General features: G+C 59.4%; 16 protein-coding genes and 1 tRNA gene. 7 read left to right on the top strand and 10 right to left on the bottom strand.

Features of this window, described 5'->3' with window-relative positions:
• Nucleotides 1-13: 13 nt before the first annotated feature.
• The gene (pyrH, locus tag MK6180000_RS06560) at nucleotides 14-745 is read right to left on the bottom strand and encodes a UMP kinase (protein WP_138934008.1); all 732 of its coding nucleotides are present in this window, start codon (nucleotides 743-745) and stop codon (nucleotides 14-16) included.
• A 169-nt stretch (nucleotides 746-914) separates the two neighbouring features.
• Between pyrH and miaA the strand changes: the two genes are divergently transcribed.
• Together miaA and MK6180000_RS06550 are read left to right on the top strand one after the other, a co-directional pair.
• Nucleotides 915-1,790 carry a tRNA (adenosine(37)-N6)-dimethylallyltransferase MiaA gene (gene miaA / locus MK6180000_RS06555; RefSeq protein WP_138934007.1) on the top strand — a complete coding sequence of 292 codons (876 nt, stop codon included), beginning with the start codon at nucleotides 915-917 and terminating at the stop codon, nucleotides 1,788-1,790.
• A gap of 91 nt (nucleotides 1,791-1,881) precedes the next feature.
• The gene (locus MK6180000_RS06550; protein ID WP_138934006.1) at nucleotides 1,882-2,670 is read left to right on the top strand and encodes an AraC family transcriptional regulator; all 789 of its coding nucleotides are present in this window, start codon (nucleotides 1,882-1,884) and stop codon (nucleotides 2,668-2,670) included.
• 4 nt (nucleotides 2,671-2,674) lie between these two features.
• On the opposite strand, the gene MK6180000_RS06545 is transcribed toward MK6180000_RS06550, so the two are convergent.
• Nucleotides 2,675-3,211, bottom strand: coding sequence for a lytic transglycosylase domain-containing protein (locus MK6180000_RS06545; protein ID WP_246040598.1), 537 nt, complete (start codon nucleotides 3,209-3,211; stop codon nucleotides 2,675-2,677).
• Nucleotides 3,212-3,444: 233 nt separating this feature from the next.
• Here MK6180000_RS06545 and ssb point away from each other — a divergent pair, with 233 nt between their 5' ends.
• The 3 genes from ssb to typA all read left to right on the top strand — a co-directional run bounded on the left by ssb (nucleotide 3,445) and on the right by typA (nucleotide 6,856).
• The gene (gene ssb, locus MK6180000_RS06540; protein WP_138934004.1) at nucleotides 3,445-3,984 is read left to right on the top strand and encodes a single-stranded DNA-binding protein; all 540 of its coding nucleotides are present in this window, start codon (nucleotides 3,445-3,447) and stop codon (nucleotides 3,982-3,984) included.
• A gap of 47 nt (nucleotides 3,985-4,031) precedes the next feature.
• The gene (locus MK6180000_RS06535) at nucleotides 4,032-4,910 is read left to right on the top strand and encodes a GNAT family N-acetyltransferase (RefSeq protein ID WP_138934003.1); all 879 of its coding nucleotides are present in this window, start codon (nucleotides 4,032-4,034) and stop codon (nucleotides 4,908-4,910) included.
• Between the two features lie 125 nt (nucleotides 4,911-5,035).
• Nucleotides 5,036-6,856: a translational GTPase TypA gene (gene typA, locus MK6180000_RS06530; RefSeq protein WP_138934002.1), complete on the top strand. Its 1,821-nt coding sequence runs from the start codon at nucleotides 5,036-5,038 to the stop codon at nucleotides 6,854-6,856.
• Nucleotides 6,857-6,957: 101 nt separating this feature from the next.
• Here typA and MK6180000_RS06525 read toward each other — a convergent pair whose 3' ends face one another.
• From MK6180000_RS06525 to recA, 3 genes are all read right to left on the bottom strand, one after another.
• Nucleotides 6,958-7,245: a DUF1330 domain-containing protein gene (locus MK6180000_RS06525; RefSeq protein WP_138934001.1), complete on the bottom strand. Its 288-nt coding sequence runs from the start codon at nucleotides 7,243-7,245 to the stop codon at nucleotides 6,958-6,960.
• Nucleotides 7,246-7,249: 4 nt separating this feature from the next.
• Nucleotides 7,250-9,913 carry an alanine--tRNA ligase gene (alaS, locus tag MK6180000_RS06520; protein ID WP_138934000.1) on the bottom strand — a complete coding sequence of 888 codons (2,664 nt, stop codon included), beginning with the start codon at nucleotides 9,911-9,913 and terminating at the stop codon, nucleotides 7,250-7,252.
• A 138-nt stretch (nucleotides 9,914-10,051) separates the two neighbouring features.
• Nucleotides 10,052-11,137, bottom strand: a complete 1,086-nt coding sequence (gene recA, locus MK6180000_RS06515) for a recombinase RecA (RefSeq protein WP_138933999.1) — start codon at nucleotides 11,135-11,137, stop codon at nucleotides 10,052-10,054.
• Nucleotides 11,138-11,330: 193 nt separating this feature from the next.
• Here recA and MK6180000_RS06510 point away from each other — a divergent pair, with 193 nt between their 5' ends.
• Nucleotides 11,331-11,969, top strand: coding sequence for a sulfotransferase family 2 domain-containing protein (locus MK6180000_RS06510; protein WP_138933998.1), 639 nt, complete (start codon nucleotides 11,331-11,333; stop codon nucleotides 11,967-11,969).
• A gap of 112 nt (nucleotides 11,970-12,081) precedes the next feature.
• Here MK6180000_RS06510 and MK6180000_RS06505 read toward each other — a convergent pair whose 3' ends face one another.
• The 5 genes from MK6180000_RS06505 to MK6180000_RS06485 all read right to left on the bottom strand — a co-directional run bounded on the left by MK6180000_RS06505 (nucleotide 12,082) and on the right by MK6180000_RS06485 (nucleotide 18,151).
• Nucleotides 12,082-14,328 (bottom strand): hybrid sensor histidine kinase/response regulator, encoded by a 2,247-nt coding sequence (locus MK6180000_RS06505; RefSeq protein WP_138936374.1) that lies wholly within the window; start codon nucleotides 14,326-14,328, stop codon nucleotides 12,082-12,084.
• A 155-nt stretch (nucleotides 14,329-14,483) separates the two neighbouring features.
• Nucleotides 14,484-15,647, bottom strand: coding sequence for an RsmB/NOP family class I SAM-dependent RNA methyltransferase (locus MK6180000_RS06500; RefSeq protein WP_138933997.1), 1,164 nt, complete (start codon nucleotides 15,645-15,647; stop codon nucleotides 14,484-14,486).
• Between the two features lie 251 nt (nucleotides 15,648-15,898).
• Nucleotides 15,899-15,973: transfer RNA gene (locus MK6180000_RS06495), tRNA-Val, on the bottom strand.
• Nucleotides 15,974-15,985: 12 nt separating this feature from the next.
• Complete coding sequence (locus tag MK6180000_RS20595; protein ID WP_246040449.1) at nucleotides 15,986-16,519, bottom strand: HU family DNA-binding protein; 534 nt, start codon at nucleotides 16,517-16,519, stop codon at nucleotides 15,986-15,988.
• An 87-nt stretch (nucleotides 16,520-16,606) separates the two neighbouring features.
• Nucleotides 16,607-18,151, bottom strand: coding sequence for a helicase HerA-like domain-containing protein (locus MK6180000_RS06485; RefSeq protein WP_138933996.1), 1,545 nt, complete (start codon nucleotides 18,149-18,151; stop codon nucleotides 16,607-16,609).
• 491 nt (nucleotides 18,152-18,642) lie between these two features.
• Here MK6180000_RS06485 and MK6180000_RS06480 point away from each other — a divergent pair, with 491 nt between their 5' ends.
• Entirely contained in the window at nucleotides 18,643-19,395 is a 753-nt protein-coding gene (locus MK6180000_RS06480; protein WP_246040448.1) for an invasion associated locus B family protein, read from the top strand.
• Nucleotides 19,396-19,446 lie beyond the last annotated feature (51 nt).

The raw sequence follows: 19,446 nt of genomic DNA, 5'->3' as shown, positions 1-19,446 counted from the left end.
GACCGGGCGCCTGTCAGGCGTGGACAGTTGTGTATGTACCCTGACCGGCTAAGATGCCCTTAAAGCCTCCCGGCTCGTCGAGGGAAAAGACGATGATGGGTAGATTGTTGTCGCGCGCCAGTGCAATTGCGCTGGCATCCATAACCTTTAGGTGTTTTTGCAGCACATCGTCATAGGTGATGCGATCATAGCGCACTGCATCAGGGTTCGTCATCGGGTCCTTGTCATAGACGCCGTCGACTTTGGTGCCCTTCAGGATCGCCTCACACGCCATTTCATTGGCCCGCAGTGTCGCGGCGGTATCAGTCGTGAAGTAGGGATTGCCCGTGCCCGCGGCAAAGATGCATACGCGTTTTTTCTCCAAGTGGCGGACGGCGCGGCGGCGGATGTATGGCTCGGCGACCTCGTCCATGCGGATGGCCGAGATCACCCGGCAGAATACGCCCAATTCTTCCAGGGCGCTCTGCATTGCCAGCGCGTTCATCACGGTGGCCAGCATGCCCATATAGTCGGCGGTCGTCCGTTCCATCCCCTGCGCAGAGCCTTGCAACCCGCGAAAGATGTTGCCGCCGCCGATGACCATGCAAATCTCGACGCCCATGTCGTGCACAACCTTAACTTCGCGCGCGATCCGTTCAACTGTGGGCGGATGCAGGCCATATGCCGTATCACCCATCAGCGCCTCCCCAGAGATTTTCAGCATTACGCGCCGAAAGGTCGTCTTGGGGGTGTCGCTGTCGGGCATGGGATGACTCCTGATTGGCTGGCTGGCGCTATCTGCGGCTGTCTGCGGCTGTCTGGCGCGCAAAATGTCGCAAACGGCGGCATAGTTCAATCGTTTAAACGGGGCTCTTATGTGGCCGAGACGGCAAAACGCCTCGCCAGTGCCAAGTGCCTGCGTTAAAAGCGCCGCCATGCTGAGCGGTTTGAACATATCCGAGGATCTGCCCGTGCTTATCGCCGGACCCACAGCGTCTGGCAAATCGGCGTTGGCGTTAGAAATCGCAGAGCGTTTCGGCGGCAGGATCATCAACGCCGATTCCATGCAGGTCTACGCCGGGTGGCGCGTGCTGACCGCGCGCCCGACGCAGGCGGATGAGGCGCGCGCGCCTCACGCGCTATATGGCCACGTCCCTCAGGATGCAGAGTATTCCGTGGGCCAATGGCTGCGCGATGTAGCGCCGCTGCTAACACACGGGCCGAGGCCGATCATCGTCGGTGGCACAGGTCTGTATTTTACAGCACTCACCGAGGGGCTGGCCGAAATTCCGCCGACCCCGCCGCACGTCCGGGCCGAGGGCGACGGCCTGCGCAACGCAGGCAAGCTCGACCAGATGACCGACACGCTGGATGCTGCAACCCGCACTCGCATTGACCTGCAGAACCCCATGCGCGTGCAGCGCGCATGGGAGGTGCAGCGCACCACCGGGCGCGGGCTGGCAGATTGGCAGGATAGTACGCCGCCGCCCTTGCTGCCGCTGGCTGGCTGTCATGCCCTGCTGCTGGACGCCCAGCGTGAGTGGCTGAATGCGCGCATCGCGCGGCGACTGGATGCGATGATCGAGGCGGGCGCGCTGGATGAGGTACGCGCTCAGATAGATAGCGGTCGAATGGAGCGCCCCAGTGCCAAGGCTATCGGCGCGCCCGAACTGGCGGCCTATCTGCGCAGTGAAATGCCATTACAGGACGCGACCGACGCCGCCACGATCGCCACTCGGCAATTTGCGAAGCGCCAGCGCACGTGGTTTCGTGCGCGTATGAATGGCTGGCAGGCCATCACGCTGCCCTAAAACCGCCGATTTTCCCATTTACGATTTTTTGCAATGTATATCCCTGCAATCGCGGGATAAACTTGGACCATTCCGACATGGGCAGACGTGAATGACCGACACCTCACAACTTTTGACGCTTGCGCAATGGTCGCGCGGCGCGCCTTGGCGGCTGAATTTGCCGCATAGCCAGCCGCGTCATGCCTTGATCTGGGTCACGCGGGGGCAGGCGCGCGCCACGGTTAGCGGCGTAAGGCGCGGCATTGGTGCGCATAATGCACTTGCCGTGCCTGCAGGAACGCTGTTCTCGCTGGATATCGGCCCGGCCTGTTATGGTCAGGTCTGCCTGATTGCGCCCGGCGGCCCTGCCCTGATGCCGGACCAGCCTGAGCATTTGCGCATCCGCGAGGTACAGAATCAGGCCGAGCTTACGGCGCTACTGGACGCCATGGCGCGCGAGGCAGCCCGGATGAGACCTTTCGCGGATGAAGCGGCGCAGGCGCTTGCGATTTTGATTACCGTCTGGCTGCGCCGCGCGCTGATCGATCAGGAGGTGCCTCCGCGCCCTACCGCTGCGCAGCGGCTGGTGACGGCCTACGCATCTCTGGTTGAGCAAAACCACCGCACCGGACAGCCTATGGCCAACTATGCCCGCGATTTGGGGGTCACGCCCACGCATCTGACGCGCACTTGCAAGGCGTGCTGCGATCTGACCGCTGCCGATCTGCTGGTGCAGCGCACGCTGCATGCCGCTCGCGAAATGCTGGAGGACGGAGACGACGCAATCCGTCATGTCGCCGCCCAACTGGGCTTTGGCAGCGCGGCCTACTTCTCGCGCTTTATCGCGCAGCACACCAAGGCCAGTCCATCAGAGCTGCGCAAGCGCGCCCGCAAGGCGTGACCGATCAGCTGCCCCAGATGACGCGCACATAATTGGTGGTTTCCTCGTAGGGAGGCACATCGCCGTACTTCTTTACGGCACCCGGTCCGGCATTGTACGCCGCCAGCGCCAGTCGCCACGTTCCGAACTCGCGGAATTGGATCGCCAGATAGCGCGCGCCGCCTTCAAGGTTTTGCTGTGGATCGTGCGGATCAACGCGCAGAACCGCGGCCGTGCCCGGCATCAGCTGCGCCAGCCCGATCGCGCCCTTGTGCGAAAGTGCGCCCGGTTTCCATCCACTCTCTTGCTGGATCAACCGCAGGAATAGATCCTCGGGCACCGAATGCTTGCGTGCTGCGGCCTTGGCCATCATCAGAAATTCGCCGCGATATTTGCCGGTGTAGGTCTTGGCGTTGTCCCACTTGGTCGGCGTGTTGATCGCGGCTGGCTGCAGACGCACGGACGCTTTGTATTGCGATGCCGCGCGATTATCCAGCACGCTGGTCTGTGATTTGAACATCTTGACGCGGCTTTTAGTCGACAGTGTTTCGGCATGGCCCATCTGCGTAAATAAACCGAATGCCAGCGCGCAGGATACGACTGCAGTTCCAGGAAATATCTTCATGCTGAAATCGCTTTTTCCACCCAAGTCTGTGTCTGGCTAACCGATTCCGCCGGATAATTCCAGCCTTACGCGCGCCGAGCCCCTCGTCATGCCATATTTTAGGCTGGCATTAACCCTGTTCAGGTGATGTAACACGGAGTTAAATTCCAAGCCCCATAAGGAGGACGCGCATGGCCGGGTCGGTTAACAAAGTCATCATCATCGGCAATCTGGGCCGCGATCCCGAAGTGCGCACGTTCCAGAACGGCGGTAAAGTGTGCAACCTGCGCATTGCCACCTCGGAAACCTGGAAAGACAAAAGCACTGGTGAGCGGCGCGAGAAGACCGAATGGCATTCCGTCGCAATCTTTAACGAGGGTCTCGTGCGCATTGCCGAGCAATATTTGAAGAAAGGCTCCAAGGTCTACATCGAGGGGCAGCTTCAGACGCGCAAATGGCAGGATCAGGCCGGCGTCGATAAATACTCGACCGAGATCGTGTTGCAGGGCTTCAACGGCACGTTGACCATGCTCGATGGTCGCGACGGCGGTGGTGGTGGTGGCGGCGGCTACTCCGGCGGCGATGGAGGCGGCGGCGATTATGGCGGCGACAGCGGCGGTGGCTATGGCGGCGACGGTGATCGCGGCGGACCGTCTGGCGGCGGATCGGGCGGTGGGTCAGGCGGCGGCAGCGCCCCCTCACGCGATTTCGACGACGAGATCCCGTTCTGATAGCACCTTAACGAAATCTTAGGCATGGGCGCGGCTAAGTTGCGTCCATGCAAATCACCCTAGCCAATCCGGCCACGGCAGGTAATCTGCCCGGCACCCCCCTCCAGCAAAGCGACACCTACGCCGCCGTCATGCGCAGCTTTGGCTGCGAGACGGCAGTGATGGATGTAACTGAGGATGGCGCCCAGATAGCGCGCGCCCGGAGTTATGCCCGGCGCGTCGGACCGCTGCGTATCGCTTGGCTACCGCGCGGACCCGTCTGGGCAACTGGCGCATCGACCGACCAAAAGAATCGCGCGCTCGCCGGCCTTTCCCGCGCCGCGCCTTGGCGTGCCCTCTGGGCGATCGGCGCGGATGCAGGCCAGCCGCGTAAGGGCTTGCCCGTAGCCAAGGGTGTGCAGATGGCAGAGTTGAACCTGACAGGCAGCGAGGCCGCGCGCCGCAGCGCGCAACACGGCAAGTGGCGCAATCGGCTGGGTCGGGCCGAGAATCTCGATCTAGCGGTCACCATTCGCCCGCTCGATCTGGCCCGCGACGGCCCGCTGCTGGCGCAGGAGGCAGCGCAGCGCGCACAACGGCGCTATGCTACTCTACCGCATAAATTCATCGCAAAATGGACACAAATTGCTCCGGACGGCACCCTGATACTGATCGCAGAGGAACAAGGCACTCCCGTCGCGTTTATGCTAATGCTGCTCCACGCACCTACAGCCACGTATCACATCGGCTGGACAGGCCCGCATGGGCGCAGCCTGAACGCGCATACCTTATTGATGTGGCGCGCGTCGTGTCATCTGGCGCAGGCCGGCTACAAACGGCTTGATCTTGGCCGCACCGATACCGCGCGCATCCCTGGCATCACCCGGTTCAAGACGGGCACCGGCGCCGTCCTGCGTGATTTGGGCGCCACGACGCTTTGCCTGTAAACACTGCGCAAGGGCACACACTCTGCCACATCTACCCGCCGATAACTGCGCCCCCACACCTTTGCGCTGGTAAATCACGCGCGCAAGCTATAGGGCGCTGAAAAAAACCCCAAGGATTGACCCGAATGGACCTTCGCAATATCGCGATCATCGCTCACGTTGACCACGGCAAAACGACGCTGGTGGACGAGCTGCTCAAGCAATCGGGCGCCTTCCGCGCCAATCAGGCCGTGGACGAGCGCGCGATGGATAGCAACGACCTAGAGCGTGAGCGCGGCATCACCATCTTTGCCAAGCCGACCTCCGTCGTGTGGAAAGGCCTGCGCATCAACATCGTGGACACGCCCGGCCACGCCGATTTCGGCGGCGAGGTGGAACGTATCCTCAGCATGGTCGACGGTGTTGTTCTGCTGGTTGACGCGGCCGAAGGCCCGATGCCCCAGACCAAATTCGTCACGTCCAAAGCGCTGGCACTGGGCCTGCGCCCCATCGTCGTGCTGAACAAGGTCGACAAGCCCGACGCCGAGCCAGATCGCGCTCTGGATGAGGTATTTGATCTGTTCAGCAACCTGGATGCGGACGAGGATCAGCTGGATTTCCCCCACATGTATGCCTCTGGCCGCTCCGGTTGGGCCGATCATCACTTGGACGGCCCGCGCAAGGATTTGTCCGCGCTGTTCGAGCTGATCGTCAACCACGTCCCCGCGCCGAAGCAGGTCAAACATCAGAACGAAGATTTCCGCATGCTGGCCACGACGCTGGGCGCGGATCCGTTCGTTGGCCGCCTGCTGACAGGACGCGTAGAATCGGGCAAGCTGAAGGTCGGCGCGACCGTGCAAGCCCTTAGCCGCAGTGGCCAAAAGATTGAGCAGTTCCGCGTCACGCGTATTCAGGCATTCCGCGGTCTGGCGTCCCAAGACATCGAAGAGGCGCAAGCCGGCGATATCGTCAGCCTTGCCGGCATGTCCAAGGCAACGGTGGCCGACACGATCTGTGCACTCGCCGTGGACGAAGCGCTGGAGGCGCGGCCCATCGACCCGCCCACCATCACTGTTACATTCGGTATCAATGACAGCCCGCTGGCTGGCCGCGACGGTAAGAAAGTGCAAAGCCGCGTTATCCGCGACCGCCTGATGAAGGAGGCTGAATCGAACGTCGCCATCAAAATTAGCGACACCCCCGACGGTGACGCATTCGAGGTCGCCGGCCGCGGCGAATTGCAGATGGGCGTCCTGATTGAGAATATGCGCCGCGAAGGATTTGAGCTGAGCATTTCGCGCCCCCAAGTCCTTATGCGTGAGGGTCCGAATGGCGAGCGTCTTGAGCCAATCGAAGAGGTCACAATCGACGTCGACGACGAGTATTCGGGCGCCGTTATCGAAAAGATCACCGGTCCCCGCAAGGGCGAGATGACCGAGATGAAGCCCGCAGGCGCAGGCAAGACGCGCATCATCGCGCATATTCCGTCGCGCGGTCTGATCGGCTATCACGGCGAGTTCCTGACCGACACGCGCGGCACCGGCGTGCTGAACCGCGTATTTCACAGCTGGTCGCCGCACCGCGGGCCAATTCCGGGCCGCCGCGCCGGTGTCCTGATCTCGATGGAGAACGGCGAATCGGTCGCCTACGCTCTTTGGAACCTCGAAGATCGCGGCAAGATGTTCATCGGCCCGCAGACCAAGATCTATACCGGCATGATCATCGGCGAACATAGCCGCGAAAACGATCTGGAAGTGAACCCGCTCAAGGGCAAGAAACTGACGAACGTGCGCGCATCGGGCACCGATGAGGCCGTTCGCCTGACTACGCCCGTCGAGATGAGCCTGGAGCAAGCCATCGCCTATATCGACGATGATGAGCTGGTTGAGGTTACGCCGAACTCCATCCGCCTGCGCAAACGGCACCTCGACCCGCACGAGCGTAAGCGCGCTTCAAAGTCGGCTTAAGCCTTAAAATTAAATTCGAAAACGGCCAGATGATTACATCTGGCCGTTTGCATTTTTGGCAGTGCTGGCAGCGACGCTTAGGTCAGGCCTTCGGATTAGCGCTACTCGCTTGTCTCGACGATCATCAATTCGCGTTCTGAGGCGCCCCGCGCGTGATCTAGCGCCTCTTGATACTCTGCCGAATGATAGCAGGCTTCAGCGGCCTCGACGCTGTCGAACCGCGCTACCACGTTGCGCGGACGCTCTTTGCCCTCAAGCTGTACGAAACGGCCACCTCGCGCAACAAAGCGGCCACCATGCGCTGCTATAGCGGGCCCGGCCAGCGCAGCATAGCGACCATAAGCTTCCTCGTCGGTGACGGTGACATGGGCGATCCAAAGTGCGGGCATATATTTAACCTTTCAGTAATGTGCGGACGGCGTCAATTGCGGCGCCGGCCCCCGACGCATCAGCGCCGCCGCCCTGCGCCAGGTCAGCCCTGCCGCCGCCACCTTTGCCACCTAGATGAACGACAGCAGTGCGCACGATGTCAACTGCGGACAGCGCGCCCGTCTTGTCATCGGTCACACCCGCACAAACCGCAGCCTTGCCGCCAGTGTCCGCAATCAGCAACACGGCACCGCTACCGATGCGCTCTTTGTGCTGGTCGATAAGGCCTGGCAGGTCCTTCGCCGAAATGCCGCTGACCACTTGTGCGATAAACTTAGTGCCGCCGATCTCTTCGATCTCGGCCTCGCCGCCCTGCCCCGCACCGCCCGACATGGCCAGCTCGCGCCGCAATTGGGCGACCTCGTTCGCCAACGTGCGGCGCTCGTCCATTAACGCGCGGACGCGGGCCTGTGCATCAGCTGGACGGACTTTCAAAGCGCCCGCAATCTCGGTCAGCGTTTTGGAATGATCTGTGAGGTGCTCTAGCGCAGCAGCCCCGGTCAGCGCTTCGATTCGGCGCACACCCGCGCTGGAGGCTGTATCGCTGAGCAGCACAAACAGGCCAATATCGCCCGTCTGGGCCACATGCGTCCCGCCGCACAGCTCAATCGAGTAAGTGCTTTTGTCCGCGCCTTTGCCCGATCCGTCCTGCGCACCCATGGAAACGACGCGCACTTCGTCGCCGTACTTCTCACCAAAAAGCGCTTGCGCGCCCAACGCTCGCGCCTCGTCCGGCGTCATTATCCGCGTCTCGACCGGTGCATTCTGGCGGATAAACGCATTCACGTCCGCCGCCACGCGAGCCAACTCATCCTCCGACAAGCCCTGCGTATGACTAAAATCAAAACGCAGGCGCCCATCATCGTTCAGGCTGCCGCGTTGCGCGACATGGTCGCCAAGCGTCTCCCGCAGTGCCTCATGCAGCAAATGGGTCGCGGAGTGGTTTCCCCGGATAGCGCTGCGGCGGCCGTGATCGACCTCCATCTGAACAGCCGCGCCCTTGGTCAGCGTGCCGCGCGTCACCTCAGCAAAGTGGATGAACACGCCTGCTACCTTACGCGTATCAGTAATCCGCGCTTCTCCGTCTTCGCAGCGCAGGGTGCCACGGTCGCCCACCTGACCGCCCGATTCCGCATAGAATGGCGTTTGGTTCAGCACGATTTGAACGGTTTCGCCCGCGCCTACGCTCTTGACCGTCGCACCATCTTGGACCAGTGCGGCGATCTGCGCCTCGGCGCTCTCAGTGTCGTAGCCAAGAAAATCGGTCACGCCGCTAGCCTCGGCTATGTCGTACCACACGCCCTGATCAGCGGCCTCGCCGGTGCCGGCCCAAGCGGCGCGCGCCTTGGCCTTTTGCTCGGCCATCGCCGCATCGAATCCCGCGATATCCACACCGCGTCCCTTTTCACGCAGCGCATCCTGCGTCAGGTCCAGCGGAAAGCCGAACGTGTCATAGAGTTTGAACGCGGTGGCACCGGGCAGGTCTGCACCCTCGCCAAGATCTAGCAACGCCTCGTCCAGCAGGCCAAGTCCGCGGTCAAGCGTTTGCTTGAAACGCGTCTCCTCCAGTCGCAGCATTTCCTCGATCATGTTCTGAGCGCGGCCCAATTCGGGAAAGGCCTGCCCCATCTGCGTGACCAGCGATGGCACCAGCCGATACATGACCGGATCCTTGGCCCCCAGCAAATGCGCATGGCGCATGGCGCGTCGCATAATGCGACGCAGGACATACCCGCGCCCCTCATTCGACGGCATCACGCCATCGGCCATCAGAAAGGACGTCGACCGCAGGTGATCAGCGATGACCCGGTGATGCACGTTGCCGGGCCCGTCCGCGTCAGTGCTGGTGGCATGTGCGCTGGCCTCAATCAGGGCGCGCATAACGTCGGTGTCGTAATTGTCGTGCTTGCCCTGAAGCAGCGCCCCGATCCGTTCTAGCCCCATTCCGGTGTCAATCGACTGCATGTCCAGATCACGCTGCGTGCCGTCCTCAAACCTCTCGTTCTGCATGAAGACGAGGTTCCAGATTTCGATAAACCGGTCGCCATCTTCCTCCGGGCTGCCCGGAGGGCCTCCCCAGATTTCTGGCCCGTGGTCATAGAAAATCTCAGAGCACGGCCCGCAAGGGCCCGTCGCGCCCATCGACCAGAAGTTGTCGTCAGTGGCGATGCGAATAATGCGATCATCGCCGAGGCCGGCCACCTTCTTCCAGATGGCTGCTGCCTCAACATCGGTATGATAAACTGTCACCAGAAACTTGGACTTGTCGATGCCAAAATCGCGCGTCAGCAACTCCCAAGCAAAGCGGATCGCATCCTCCTTGAAGTAGTCTCCAAAGCTGAAATTGCCCATCATCTCAAAGAATGTGTGGTGGCGCGCCGTATATCCAACATTGTCCAGATCGTTATGCTTGCCGCCCGCGCGCACACATTTTTGGCTGCTGGTCGCGCGTACGTAGTCCCGCCGCTCAACCCCGGTAAAAAGGTTCTTGAACTGAACCATTCCGGAATTGGTGAACATCAGCGTCGGGTCATTGCGCGGCACCAATGGCGAGCTCTCGACAACGCGGTGATCGTGTCGGTCGAAATAACTCAGAAAGGTCGAGCGGATATCGTTCAGCGTCGGCATGGGAACCTCTTTTCGCGGCGTTTTCAGACGGGTTGGGCGACGCTCTGATTATCCGGCCCCGCCACGCCTGTCCACCGCAAGAAAAAAGGCCCGGCGCGTATATGCGGCCGGGCCTTCTTAACTTGCAGGCAGGGCCAATCAGCCCTCCATGAGATCTTCGTCGTCTCCGCTGGCAACATCGGCAGGGTTGGCCATGTCAAAATCAAGGCCGTGCGCCGCGCGGATCTTGTCCTCAATCTCTAGCGCCATGTTGCTATTTTCCTTGAGGAAAGTCTTCGCATTTTCGCGACCCTGGCCAATGCGCTCATCCCCGTAGCTGAACCAGCTACCAGACTTCTCGACTACACCAGCCTTGACGCCCAGATCCAAAATCTCGCCCATCTTGCTGATGCCTTCGCCATACATGATGTCGAATTCGACCTGCTTGAACGGCGGCGCGACCTTGTTTTTGACGACCTTAACACGCGTGGCATTACCAACGACTTCGTCGCGGTCTTTGAGTGCGCCAATGCGCCGAATATCCAAACGAACCGAGCTGTAGAATTTCAGCGCGTTACCGCCCGTCGTCGTTTCGGGGCTACCGAACATAACGCCAATTTTCATACGAATCTGGTTGATAAAAATGACGGTACATTTCGTACGGCTAATAGAACCCGTCAGCTTACGCATGGCCTGGCTCATCAGGCGAGCGTGAACGCCGACGCTACTGTCGCCCATGTCGCCCTCTAGCTCAGATTTCGGCGTCAGAGCCGCAACGGAGTCGACCACGATCATGCTGACGGCACCCGAGCGCACCAGCGTATCCACGATCTCAAGCGCCTGCTCGCCCGTATCTGGCTGCGAAATTAGAAGCTCATCCAAGTCTACGCCCAGCTTGCGCGCATACTGTGGATCCAGCGCATGTTCTGCATCAACAAACGCGCAAACGCCGCCCTTCTTTTGCGCCTCAGCGACACAATGCAGCGTTAGCGTAGTCTTGCCCGAGCTTTCAGGGCCATAAATCTCGACGACCCTGCCTTTGGGAATGCCGCCAATACCAAGGGCGATATCAAGACCGAGTGATCCGGTAGACGTCGATTCAATATCCGTGATGGGGTTGTCCCCCAACTTCATGATCGATCCTTTACCAAACTGCCGCTCAATCTGCGCCAGCGCGCTGTCGAGTGCCTTTTGCTTGTCTGCGCTTTTTTTATTGTCCATCGTCAAAAGATCTGCCGTTGCCATTGCATTTCCGTCCTTATTCCACACCCTGCCCCAAGCGGCAATTGCTGTAAATGTTCTCTTCTTGTTCCAAGCTAAATGAAGACAAACAGAGAACATTTCAAGTCAAATATTCATAACTACACATTTGGCGATAAGTATTGATAAAGGGTTAAGGTCGGCTAATGACGGTCGCCTGCGCCCCACGGAGAGAGACATGCTGGTGTTTTCCAAGCACAAATTGGTTTTCCTGTCAGTACCAAAGACAGGCACGACCGCATGGCAAGCAGCCCTCGGCCCACACGCATCTATGGTAATCAACGATCCGCCTGAACTGAAACACGCGCCCGTATTTCGCTACAATCGCTTCTTTCGGCCTGCCTTGGAAAAATTCATCGGAGAAGATTTGCATGTGATCGCGGTCATACGCGAGCCCATTGATTGGCTGGGAAGTTGGTATCGTTATCGCCAGAGGCCCTTTCTTAAGGGCCGCCCAACTGGAACGCATGACGTAAGCTTCGACACATTCGTCCAAGGGTATGTTCAGGGAAAGCAGCCCCAACCCGCCAATGTGGGATCGCAATCGAAATTTCTAGAGCCACAGAAGAACGGCACCGCCGCCACGCACCTTTTTCGATATGATGATCAACACAGTCTTACGAATTATCTCGAATCGAGGCTAGGTGTCAGCCTCAGCACGACGCGGATGAACGCATCACCCAAGGATCCACTGATATTGCTGCCCGCAACTGAGGCAGTCTTACGCCGAAAATACGCGCCAGATTTTCGATTATACGATAGTGTGGAGGCCAATGGAACTTACCGCCCAGAGCCGATCCCATCGCCGATCAACTGAACGAGGCGCTGCCGTCCGGCGACTGGCCCAGCCATTTTTTGGTTTTTTGGTATCAAGGCCAGGCACTTAACATTCTCCTGACTAGGCACCAGTCTTCGCGTCATTGCTACGACTACTGTAGTTGGCGCTGCACGATCTCCGTCAAATCTGTCAACGAAAACGGCTTTGGAAGAAAGACCGAGTTTGGAATTCGAGCCTGCGTATCGCCAAAATCCTCTTCGGCATATCCTGAAACGAACACTACGCGCGCGTGCGGCCGCGTTTTGAGTGCCTGTTGCACCCAGCTCGGGCCATCAAGTCCGGGCATGACCACATCGGTGACAAAGACGTCTACGCTGACGGTTGGGTCGGCCAAGATTTCCAGCGCCTCCTCGGCTGAATCGGCCTCCAGAACGGTAAATCCACGCATCTGCAACGCGCGCGATGCAAAGGCGCGTACCGGTGCCTCGTCCTCGACCAAAAGCACGATACCTTCTGCCGGGCTTTCGTCGAATTGAGGTTTGGGCAGCGCTTTGACTGGTGTGACAACGTTTTCGTAAGCCGGGAACATCAAGAAGAACGTGGTTCCGGCGTTATGCTCGCTATCCACAAATATGAAACCACCGGTCTGCTTTACGATCCCGTAGGCCGTGGAAAGGCCGAGCCCGGTTCCCTCGCCGGTCCGTTTTGTAGTGAAAAAGGGCTCAAATACCTTCTGCAGCCGATCTCGCGGGATACCGCTACCTTCATCGGTCACGCTGATGCGAACCCAGCGGCCGGGTGACACAACGGCCCGATCGCGGTGGATGGGATCAGTCAAGGTTACATTCTGAGTTTCAATACGAATCTCGCCTCCATCCGGCATCGCATCGCGGGCGTTGACGACGAGGTTCATGACCACCTGCTCAAACTGGCGTTTGTCTGCGCGGATCGACCATAGGGTCGGATCGTGATTGAGCGACAGAATGACCTTTTCACCAACAAGGCGGTTAAGTAAATGCGTCAGATCCGACATCGCGTCGCGCAGGTCCATGACCTCTGGTCTTAGGGTCTGCTTGCGGGAATAGGCCAGCAGCTGATTGACCAACGCTGCGGCGCGATTTGCGTTCTGAGCGATCTGAAGAAGATCGCCATAGTCCGAATCGCCCTGATCATGGCGCAGCAAAAGCAGGTCGCAATGACCGGAAATCGCTGTAAGCAAGTTATTAAAATCATGCGCCACACCGCCCGCAAGTTGGCCGATTGCCTGCATTTTTTGTGATTGGACAAATTGCGCTTCGAGCGATTTCAATTCGGTCGCATCATTCAAGACGGCGATAAGCACAGGCTCGCCGTCCTCCGTGGCGCGGTTGAGTGTCACCTGAAGGAAAACCTCCCGATCAGAGCGTCGCACGCGCAAAAACTCTGAATGCGTTGTGCCGCGCGCCAGTGCGGCATCCTCCAGCCAGTCGGGAATAGATCGACCCAGCCCCTCAAGCAGGTCGGTAATCTGTTTGCCAGTCCAGTCTCTGCAACCCAAAAGATCGCTCGCCGGCTTGTTGCAAAGCTGGATTGCACCCGCACGTGTCAGCTTGAGCAGTGGAACGGGCAGTTCGTCAAAGAATGTCCACCCATCAGAAGGACGCTCCGTGGCGGCGATGCCGGGCAGCACGAAAACCTCGCGCCGGCCAGCGATTCCCTCAAGCTCCACAACCAGACATGATTGCACACCAGACTGTGTGCTGATGTCATTCATTTGTCCCGATCTGAGCGGCAGTTTGGGACAAATCCGGTCGAGGGTCCGGGCCCGCTCGCCAATCAGCAAGCGAGCGGCGTCATTCATAAAAAGGACTGCGTTGTTGCGCCCAACCGTAAGCATGGGCAGGGGCACTGCATCGCTGCGACGCGCGGCGATGTCTGCCGATTTTTCGATCCGCCACAACAGCATCTCAGACCCGGCCTCGTGGACCGACAGGCGCACATGGCCCGTCCCAGTCACTATATCCTCGTGGGCTGATCCTGCGGATCCCGCCTTTGTCCTGAGGCGATGAAGCAACGCGCTGGGATTGGCGATGAGTTGTTGCAATGCCGCTGGCAGGGTATCGAACTTTCGTGCCTTGTAGGCTCGCTCCGCCGCATCATTACAATAGATAACGGCACCGTCGGGGCCAGTGACGATGCTAGGCGCCGCATCATGCGCAATCAGCGTGCGTACGCCGCACACCGCCTGCGCGCCCGCCAAATCGCCGATCCGCGAAACAATCACAATCCAGAGCGCGCTGCATCCCAAGGCCAACGATACCAGCACAGTGAGGTACCGCTCTGCCCCCGGCTGAATCAAGAACGCGGTTATCGCGAACAGAACGGCCGAACAAAGGATAAGTCCGGCATGCGGGCGCATCTGGGTAGCCGCGCGTTGGATCGGGCCAAGAGTTTTTACAAATATGGTCAAGCGAACAGGCCTCGTGCTACGGGTTCGGTCCCTTAGATATTCGTTTAAACGGATTAATGTCGTCTTAACGCAGGGCAGAGAATTCAGAATTCCGGCAGCAGTTATCAGAGGCGTATCATCCGGGCCAGAAAGAAGCCGTCACCACCGTCAGTCACATCAAAGCGCCTCGCCCGCACAAGTTTCCATCCCGGCACCGTGCTCAAAAAGGCATCTATGCGATCCTCATTTTCTGCTTTCAGCAGCGAGCATGTGGCGTAAATGAGCTGACCCTTAGGGGCGACAAGCGCCGCTGCAGAGGGCAGGATCTGAGACTGCAATTGCGTCAATGCCGTTAGCCTTTCGGACGTCAGACGCCATTTTGCCTCGGGAGTGCGCCGCCACGTCCCGCTGCCAGAACATGGCGCATCACATAAAACTATATCATACGGCGCCTTACGCGGCAAAGCTGATGTTAAAAGTGAGGTGATGCTCACACCTGCGCGCGCCGCACGCGCAGGAATATCCTGCATCCGCGACGGATCAACATCATGCACGTATATTCGCGCATCTGACCGTGTGGCGAGCGCCAGCGCCTTGCCACCGCCGCCCGCGCAATAATCAAGGATGCTTTGCACGCCTTCCAGCTCAATCGCCTCCATCGCCGCCTGTCCGGAACCGTCCTGAAGCTCAATCATTCCGTCGAGATAAGCTCGGCTACGCGCAATACGTCGGGCACCGCCAGTAATGCATAATGCTGTAGTTGCAATCGGATGAACGGCGGAGCTAATGTTATCTCCAGCCAACACCCCAATTGCATCGTCGCGCGTGGCACGGCGCAGATCCACGCGCACCATCACAGGCGCGCGCGTGCGCAGAGCCATGGCAGCAGCCTCAGCGCAACTGCCGAGCGATGCGCGAAACTCGTCCAGCACCCAATCGTTCAGATCAAGGGCATCAGCGCCGACCGGCTCAACACCGGCAGATAGTTCCATGTTCGTCAGTGGCGCAGGCGCATGACCTTCGCCCGTAAAGGTGTCCGCGGGGTCCAGCCCCTCAGCACGCAGCGCACCGATCATACGGCCCCGACCAGTTTGCGCCCCGCCGAGGCAAGCGTAGGACCGATAGCAGCGCAGCACCTGAAAGACGTGATCACGGACCGCTGCCCTATCGCCTGACCCGGCAAAGCGCGAACGGCGCCCCCAACTGGTCAGCACCTTTTCGGCGGACCCGCCAGTATCGATACTGTCGAGCAGTTCAATCGCAGCTTGGACACGCGCACCGGGTGTCATAGCGGTGACACACTCAATAGATTATCTTTATCGAACATCATCCTGATAACGTTAGTAAAACCTGAAATCTCGCGACGCCCGCGTGACCTAAACGTCATGCGTATGGCTCTCTTTGTGCTAATCTAGCCATAATTTATCGATCACATCTTACTCCCGCTTATCAGCGTTAATCTGCAGCCGACTTGCATCACATCGCATTCAGGATGCATACCTAAGCGATTAATTTAACGACAGAATATGTAGCAAGAGGATGGTGGGTGATAAGGGACTTGAACCCCTGACATCTTCGATGTGAACGAAGCGCTCTACCACTGAGCTAATCACCCTCGGGGCGTTTTTTAGCGCCCCTCGCCGTCCTCTGCAACCGATTGTTTGGGTGGGGCGAGTGCGCCGCCAGGCGTGCTTCCGGGTAATGGCGCATTGCCGCTGGAACCCAGTGATTTAGGCTGGCGGATATTGGCGACGATAATGCGCGCCTTCTCAGTTTCTTTCATGCGCTTACGCTTGATCTTGCCCATGGGCTGCAGGTTCAGATCGCGGCCCTCAGCAAGCGCGTCTCCCAGCACCGCCAGCATGGCCTCGATGACCGGCTTGGCGTGCTTTTTAGCCACCTCCGAGCGTTCGACGACCTTCGCGATCAACTCTTGTTTTTTGAGGGGATTGTCGCCTGCATCATCAGGCATTGAGGCGTCGCGTGGCGGCTTCGCGATTTTACCGGTATCTTCGCCCTTCAGAGGTGGTTTTGGGACCAGCGTGGTCGGCCCGCCCTGCGCGCGCAGGGGCGCTGGTGTCTTGGGTGGCATGGCACTGGGCCGGCTGGATTTTAGTCCCTTAGATTTCATCTTACTGCCTGCTGATTTACGGCTTGCCATTGTGGCTGCCCCTTTATTGTTTCTATCTTAGCAACAGACTAGCTGCCTTGCGCGCATTTTGCCAGACTTGCCTTACCTTGCGATGGGTTAACGTCCCTTGAAAAGTCCCCCAAGAATACCCCGCACCAGACGGCGGCCCGTGGTCCCCTTCAACTCTTTAAGTACCGCATTTGCAGCTGCGCGGCCGAACTGGAGGCCCATGCCTTCGCGCGGCTGCGCGGTGGAACGGTCGACGCGTTTGCCTGAATATCGGCGACCCGCGTTGAACTCGCGCTCGGCAACGGATTTCTCCTCCGCTTCCACTTCGGCCTCTGCGGCTCCTTTGGCGGCCTCATCGGCCCGGTCCCTCAGGATCTCATAGGCTGATTTGCGATCAACCAACGCCTCGTATTTGCCTGCGACTGGTGACGCCTGCATCGCGGCGCGGCGGGCGGCATCGCTGATCGGCCCCAGCTTGGATGATGGCGGGCGGATCAGCGTTCGCTCCACGATGCCCGGTACGCCCTTGTTCTCCAACATGGATGTCACCGCCTCGCCCACGCCAACGTCGCGAATGGCATCAACGGTGCTGAAACGCTCGTTTGGCCGGTAAGTTTCGGCCGCGCGGCTTAGCGCCTTACGGTCGCGCGCGGTGAATGCGCGCAAAGCGTGCTGAACCCGGTTGCCCAACTGGCCAAGAATATCTTCGGGCACGTCATCAGGGTTTTGCGTGATGAAATAGACGCCGACCCCTTTGGAGCGGATCAGGCGCGCGACCTGCTCGACCTTGTCCACCAGCGCCTTGGGCGCGTCATCGAACAATAAATGCGCCTCGTCAAAGAAGAATACCAACTTGGGCTTGTCCGGATCGCCTACCTCAGGCAGCGTCTCAAACAACTCGGACAGCAGCCATAAAAGGAAAGTAGCATATAGGCGCGGCGCACCCATTAACTTGTCTGCAGCGAGGATGTTGATCTGGCCCCGCCCGTCTGCGCCGATATGCATAAGATCCGACAGCTCCAGCGCAGGTTCTCCAAAGAGTTCGGTGCCACCCTGATTTTCCAATACCATAAGCTGGCGCTGGATCGCGCCCACGGAGGCCGTTGATACGTTGCCATAACGCAGCGACAGTGTCTCGCGATTTTCGCCAACCCAAACCAGCAGCGATTGCAGGTCCTTGAGGTCCAGTAGCGGCATCCCCTGCTCGTCGGCGACACGAAAGGCGATGTTCATGATGCCTTCTTGTGCCTCGCTCAGCTCCATCAGACGGCTCAGCAGCAGTGGTCCCATTTCGGCAAGCGTCGTGCGCACCGGGTGGCCCTGCTGGCCAAAGAGATCCCAAAACGTGACGGGGAACGCCTGATAGTTGTACTCCGTCAGCCCGATTTTGGACGCGCGGGTGGTGAAGGCGTTGTGCAGCTTGAAGTCGTCGCTGCCCGCTTCGGCGAGGCCGGAAAGATCGCCTTTGACGTCTGACAGAAACACCGGAACACCCGCTGCCGAGAAGCCTTCGGCGAGGATTTGCAGTGTCACCGTCTTGCCGGTGCCGGTGGCGCCAGCGATCAGGCCATGCCGGTTAGCGTATTTCAGGCCAAGGGTCTGTGCCGCCGCGTAATCCGGCCCGCCGCCACCGATGAAAATGCTGTCGCTCACAATTACCGCCTTTACTGCCTGCGCACGCAGTCTGGGCGTACCGCATGAACATACAATCTTAACCTAATGGTGCCAGTATCAATTTCATTCCGGCGCATCATGTCCTTGGGTGCCGGGGTGACTTCCTCCCTGTCAGACTGGCCGCGCCCATGGGTGCGGCCTTTTTTCCGCTCGCCCTTATTTCGCTGGTGGCACGTCACGGCGTCCTGCAATTTGTAGGGTCTGAAAGATCACGCAATTTTGACTGTTGACGAAGAATTATTCGTGCCGTAGCGTCCGTCCTAATGAGCAAGCCGGCCAAGTCCGGCAGGGAGAATAGGGGAAAAGGGGCCGCGAGGCTCCTTTTTCTTTGGAAGCGGGCTTGTTGCCGCGCTGCAGATCTCCGCGCGGAAATCCGCCTTGCACGCTTGATGGGTCTGATGTTTTATCCTGACAGCACCCGCGCTCCATGTTAGACGCGCCATGAAACTTCAATGAATTACGGGGACACTATGCCCAGATCACTTTCACTACTGTCTTTTGCTGCCGCCATGAGCCTCGCTGGCGCAGGCTATGCGCAGGACACCGCAGCCGACACCGCAACTGAGACGACTACGGGCGTCGAGGCCGATGCCACTACTGGCGCAGCGACCGAGACCGGCACCGCAGCCGAAGGCACAGCGACCGAAGGCACAGCGACCGATAGCGCCTCTGAGGCCGCCAGCACGGAGGCAACAGATTCAGAGGCCGCAGATACGGCCGATACCGCCACCGACGAAAGCTTTGCGACCGGGCGGGAGGTCGGCACTGATCAGCCCGCAGTGTATGTTAAGGAAAAATTCGGCGATTGGAGCTTGCGCTGCTTCCACAATGCCGATGGCGAGGATCCATGCCAGCTCTACCAGCTGCTGCGCGAATCCGGCGGCAATCCTGTGGCCGAGTTCAGCATCTTTCGAATCGAAAATCAGGCCCCTGCCATTGCCGGTGCGACGGCTATCGTTCCACTGATCACGCTGCTGACCGAAGAGCTGAAAATCTCGGTCGATGGCGGCACGGCCAAGAGCTATCCCTACCGCGTCTGCACCGAGGCTGGCTGCATTGCCCAGATCGGCCTGACAGAGCAAGACATCGCAGCGTTCAAGAAGGGCAATAAGGCGCAGATGGTGCTGGTGCCCGCGCAGGCGCCAGATCAGATCGTCAAGATCGACATATCGCTCAGCGGGTTCACCGCAGGGTTCGAAGCGGTGGCCGCGTTCACCGAGTAACTGTCGCTGACGTCAAGAATTCAGGGGCGAGCCGAAAGGCTCGCCCTTTTT

Source organism: Roseovarius arcticus (genome assembly GCF_006125015.1).
GTDB lineage: Bacteria > Pseudomonadota > Alphaproteobacteria > Rhodobacterales > Rhodobacteraceae > Roseovarius > Roseovarius arcticus.
Note: the sequence above shows the minus strand (reverse complement) of the source record. Positions and strands in the feature narration are given on the sequence as shown.